Annotated in this window: 5 protein-coding genes; all 5 read left to right on the plus strand. The window is 75.4% G+C overall.

What is annotated here, in order from left to right:
* Positions 1 to 1,077: GntT/GntP/DsdX family permease (locus tag ACFFJG_RS11320; protein ID WP_378518833.1), on the plus strand; the 1,077-nt coding region annotated here is incomplete at its 5' end.
* Between the two features lie 26 nt (positions 1,078 to 1,103).
* Positions 1,104 to 2,354 carry a sensor histidine kinase gene (locus tag ACFFJG_RS11325; protein ID WP_378518834.1) on the plus strand — a complete coding sequence of 417 codons (1,251 nt, stop codon included), beginning with the start codon at positions 1,104 to 1,106 and terminating at the stop codon, positions 2,352 to 2,354.
* The gene (locus ACFFJG_RS11330) at positions 2,351 to 3,028 is read left to right on the plus strand and encodes a response regulator (protein WP_378518835.1); all 678 of its coding nucleotides are present in this window, start codon (positions 2,351 to 2,353) and stop codon (positions 3,026 to 3,028) included. The genes ACFFJG_RS11325 and ACFFJG_RS11330 overlap by 4 nt, the downstream gene beginning before the upstream one ends.
* A 94-nt stretch (positions 3,029 to 3,122) precedes the next feature.
* Positions 3,123 to 3,956, plus strand: a complete 834-nt coding sequence (locus ACFFJG_RS11335; RefSeq protein WP_378518836.1) for an ABC transporter ATP-binding protein — start codon at positions 3,123 to 3,125, stop codon at positions 3,954 to 3,956.
* A partial coding sequence (locus tag ACFFJG_RS11340; RefSeq protein ID WP_378518838.1) for an FtsX-like permease family protein occupies positions 3,953 to 4,864 on the plus strand: 912 nt, incomplete at its 3' end. The genes ACFFJG_RS11335 and ACFFJG_RS11340, both read left to right, overlap by 4 nt.

Here is a 4,864-nt window from a genome sequence, read left to right on the forward strand (position 1 = left end):
GTCGACACGATCGTGGGCCATGCCTCCCCGCGGATGCTGCCGTGGGCGATGGCCCTGGTCGGCGCGATCATCGGCCTGCCGATGTTCTTCGAGATCGGCCTCGTGCTGCTCATGCCGGTGATCTACCTGGTCGCGCGTCGTGCGCAGCTCTCGATCATCACCGTCGGCATCCCCGCCCTCGCCGGCCTCTCCGCGATGCACGGCCTGGTGCCCCCGCACCCCGGTCCGCTCGTCGCGATCGGCGCCCTCGGTGCCGACCTCGGCACCACGCTCGCCCTCGGCGTGCTCGTCGCCGTCCCGACCGTCGTCGTCGCGGGCCCGCTCTTCGGCCGGCTCGCCGGGCAGTGGGTCGACGTGCCCGCCCCGGCGACGTACGACGCCGGTGCGCGGGAGGACGCGACCGGCCGGCGCCCCTCCTTCGGCGTCACCCTCGCCACCGTCCTGCTCCCCGTGGTGCTGATGATGGGCAAGGCGGTCGCCGACATCGCCGTCGAGGACAAGACCCAGCCCGTCCGCCGCGTGCTCGACCTGCTCGGCGAGCCGATCTTCGCGCTGTCGATCGCCCTCGTCGTCGCGATGTTCACCCTCGGCAAGGCCTCCGGCATGGACCGCGCGGCGGTCTCGAAGGTCACCGGCGAGTCGCTCGCCCCGATCGCCGGCATCCTCCTCATCGTCGCCGCCGGAGGTGGCTTCAAGCAGGTGCTCGTCGACACCGGCCTCGGCACCCTGCTCGCGGAGTGGGCCGACGACGCCAACGTCTCCGTCCTGCTCCTGGCCTGGGTGCTCGCCGTCCTGATCCGCCTCGCGACCGGCTCGGCGACCGTCGCCACCATCACCGCCTCCTCGCTCATGGTCGGGCTCGTCGACGGCCTCTCGTCCGGCGAGACCTCGCTGGTGGTCCTCGCCGTCGGCGCCGGGTCGGTGTTCTTCTCCCACGTCAACGACGCCGGCTTCTGGCTGGTGAAGGAGTACTTCGGGCTCAGCGTGGGCCAGACCCTCAAGTCCTGGTCGCTCATGGAGACCGTGCTCTCGGTCTCCGGCCTGGTGTTCGTGCTGCTGCTCGGCCTCGTCATCTGAGGCTGGCGCGGCGCTAGCCTGACGCCATGGGACGCCGGAGCACGCAGGTCTCCGTCGCCACCGCGGTCGTGGCCACGGCGCTGCTCTCCTTCGTGGCGGCCGCGAGGTCCTCGTTCCCCGAGGACCTCGCCGGTGCCCCGCGGCTCGGCGGGGCACCGTGGCTCGTCGGCGAGCTGCTCGTCCTCGCGCAGGCGGTCCTGCTGCTCCTCCGCGACCGGGCGCCGCTGGCGCTGGTCGTCACCGCCGTGGCCGCGCCCCTCGGGGCGCTGGTCGGTCTCGGTCCCGCGATCGGGGCCACCAGCGTCGCGGTGCTCGTCGCGGCCTACCGGGTGGCGAGCCGGCGCGTCGACGCGCGCGGCGGCGGATCCCTCGCCGTCGCAGCGGTGCTGGTCGCGACCGGTGAGCTGCTCGCCCAGCGCGGGGCCGGCGCACCGGCGGGGCAGGCGGTCGCGGGCGCGGTGGTGCAGGGCCTCGGCGTCGCCGGGCTGGGCGCCCTGGTGGGGGTCGTGGTCGGCACCCGGCGCGAGACCCGCGCGGCCCGCGCCGAGCAGCTGCGCGCCGAGACCGGCGAGCGTACGGCCATGGTCGAGGCCGCCGTGGCGCGCGAGCGGACGGCGATGGCCCGCGAGCTCCACGACATCGCCGCGCACCACCTCACCGGCATCGCCGTGATGTCGGCCGCGATCAGCAAGCAGGTCGACCGCGACCCGGCGGCCGCCAAGGAGGCGATCGAGCAGGTGCGTGAGCAGACCACCAGCATGCTGCGCGACATGCGCGGCCTCGTGGGCATGCTGCGCTCCACGGGTCAGGACCCGACGGTGGCCCCGACCCGCGAGTCCCTCGACGGGATCCCCGCCCTCGTGGAGGCGGCCCGGGAGCGGGGTGAGCCGGTGCACCTCATCAGGTCCGGCCCGGCCGACCGCCCGGGACAGGACGACGTGGGGCCCCTCGTACAGCTCGCGGCCTACCGCACCGTGCAGGAGGCGCTCACCAACGCGGCGCGGCACGCGCCCGGCCAGGAGTGCCGGGTCGAGGTCGACACCACCTCGGCCGACGCCCTGCGCCTCACGGTCGTCAACGACCTCGCGCCCGCAGCCCGGCGTCCGTCCCCGTCGCGGGCCGGGTTCGGCCTGGTGGGCATGCGGGAGCGGGCCGAGCTCACCGGGTGCAGGCTCGAGCACGGCGAGGTCGACGGCACGTGGCGGGTGACCCTGGCCATCCCGATCGACGACGGCCCCCGCCTGGCTGCCCCGTCCGTGGAAGGAACGACGACGTGAACGCACGCACGATCCGGGTCGTGGTGGCCGACGACCAGCCGATGGTGCTGGCCGGGCTGACCATGATGCTGGGCCTGGAGGACGACATCGAGGTGGTCGCCTCGGTGGCCGACGGCGAGCAGGCGGTGGCCGTCGCGCGTGACCTGCGCCCCGACGTCGTGTGCCTCGACATCCGGATGCCTCGCATGGACGGCATCACCGCCGCCCGCCAGCTCTGCGGACCCGACGTCGAGGACAAGGTGCCCGTCCTCGTCCTGACCACCTTCGACATCGACGAGTACCTCTTCGGGGCGCTCGAGGCCGGCGTCTCCGGCTTCCTGCTCAAGGACGCCGAGCCGCACGTCGTGGCCGACGCCGTCCGCGCGGTGGCCGCCGGGCACGGCACCATCGCCGACAGCCTCACCAAGCGCGTGCTGGGCGAGCTCGTCAGCCGCCGCCGCACGCAGCCGGTCACCGCGGCGCGGGGGAGCGACCTGCTCACGCCCCGCGAGCTCGACATCGTCCTGCTGCTGGCCGAGGGGAGGTCGAACGACGACATCGCCCGCGCGCTCATCGTCGAGACCTCGACGGTCAAGTCGCACCTCGCGCGGATCCTGCCCAAGCTGGGCGTGAGCTCGCGGCTCCAGGTGGCCGTCTGGGCCTACCAGAACGGCCTCGTGGAGGTCGGCGGCTGACCGGACGACCCCGGCCTGCATCAAAGGATGCAGACGCGGAAGTTGCATCCTGCGGCGCTGCCGGACGACGTCCGCGCTTCCTAGCGTGGACGACATGTCCACCACCCGCGACCTCCCCGCACCTGCCCCGGCCCCGCACGACCCGGCCCCGCACGACCCGGCCCCGCACGACCCGGCCCCGCACGACCCGGCCCCGCGCGACCCGGCCCGGGTCGCCGTGTCCCTGACCGGCGTCCACAAGACCTACGGTGGTGTGGCTCCCGTGCCCGCCCTGCGCGGCGTGGACCTCGAGCTCCTGACAGGGTCCGTCACCGCCGTCATGGGGCCCTCCGGCTCCGGCAAGTCCACCCTCGTCAGCGTCGCGGCAGGCCTCGACACCGCCACCAGCGGCTCGGTCCGCGTCGCGGGGCACGCGCTCGACGCGATGAGCCCCGACGCGCTGACCCGCTTCCGCCGCGAGCAGGTCGGGTTCGTCTTCCAGGGCTACAACCTCGTCCCGCACCTCGACGTCGCGTCCAACATCGCGCTGCCGCTCGTGCTCGCCTCCCGCCGCCCGGACGCCGGGTGGAGCGCCCACCTGGTCGACCGCCTCGGGCTCGCCGGGCTGGAGCACCGGCTCCCGGGTGAGCTGTCCGGTGGCCAGGCGCAGCGCGTCGCGATCGCCCGCGCGCTCGTCGCGCGGCCCTCCATCGTGTTCGCCGACGAGCCGACCGGCGCCCTGGACGCCCGGACCGGCCGCCAGGTGCTCCACCTCTTCCTCGACGTCGCCCGCGAGTTCGGCCAGACGCTCGTCGTGGTCACCCACGACGCCGGCGTCGCCGCCGCCACCGGCGAGGTGGTGCTGCTGGCCGACGGCCGGGTCGCCGACCGGATGCACGCCCCCAGCGACGAGCAGGTCGCGGCACGGCTGCTGGAGCTGGGCCGGTGAGCGCGACGACGTACCCCTCCGACCTGCGCGCGCTCGCGCTCGCGTCCGCCCGCGCCCACCGGGCCGACCTCGGCGGGACCTTCGTCGTGCTCGCCGCGGCCGGCGCGGTCACCAGCCTGACCGGTGCGCTCGTGGAGTCCGGCGTCCGGGCCGAGGGAGGCGGGGCGCTCGTCGCCCTTGCCTCCTCGTTCGCCGGGACGGCTCTCGTCGTCACGCTCCTGGTCGTCACCTCGACGGTGAGCCTCGCGCTCAGGCAGCGTCGCCGCGAGCTCGCCCTCCTCCGCGCCGTCGGCGCGACCGCGGGACAGGTGCGCCGGCTGGTCTCCCTCGAGACCGCCGCCGTGACGCTCGCCGCGGTCCCGCTCGGGGCGGTCCCGGCGCTGTGGGGACCGCGCCTGCTGACGCCCCTGCTCGAGCACGCGGGCATGGTCCCCGCCGGGTTCGAGACGAGCCTGTCGCCGCTGCCCGTCGTCGTCGCCGTCCTGCTGGTCCTTCCGGTGGCGGCCCTCGCCGGGCGGTTCGCCACGCGCGAGGTGCTGGCCACCCCGCCGACGGCCGCGGTGCGCTCGAGCGCCGTCGAGGCCGACGGCATCGGCAGGCTGCGCAAGGCCTCCGCGGTCGGCCTCGCCCTCAGCGGCCTCGCCTCGGCGCTCACCCCCCTGCTCGTGCCCGGAACCGCCGGAGCGGCGGCGGCCGGTACGTCGGCGCTGCTGCTCGTCGGGGCGTCCGCCTGCGCCGGCCCGGCGCTCGTGCGCGCCGCGTTCGGCGTCGGCCGCCGGCTCACGGGAGGCGGGAGCCCCAGCACGCGCCTCGCGCTGGCCAACGTGCACGGCTTCTCCCGCCGGATGACGGCGGTCGTGGTCCCGCTCGGCCTGGTGATCAGCCTCGGCACGATGTCGGCGGGCGCC

It is taken from the genome of Nocardioides zeicaulis (genome assembly GCF_042432345.1).
Classification (GTDB): domain Bacteria; phylum Actinomycetota; class Actinomycetes; order Propionibacteriales; family Nocardioidaceae; genus Nocardioides; species Nocardioides zeicaulis.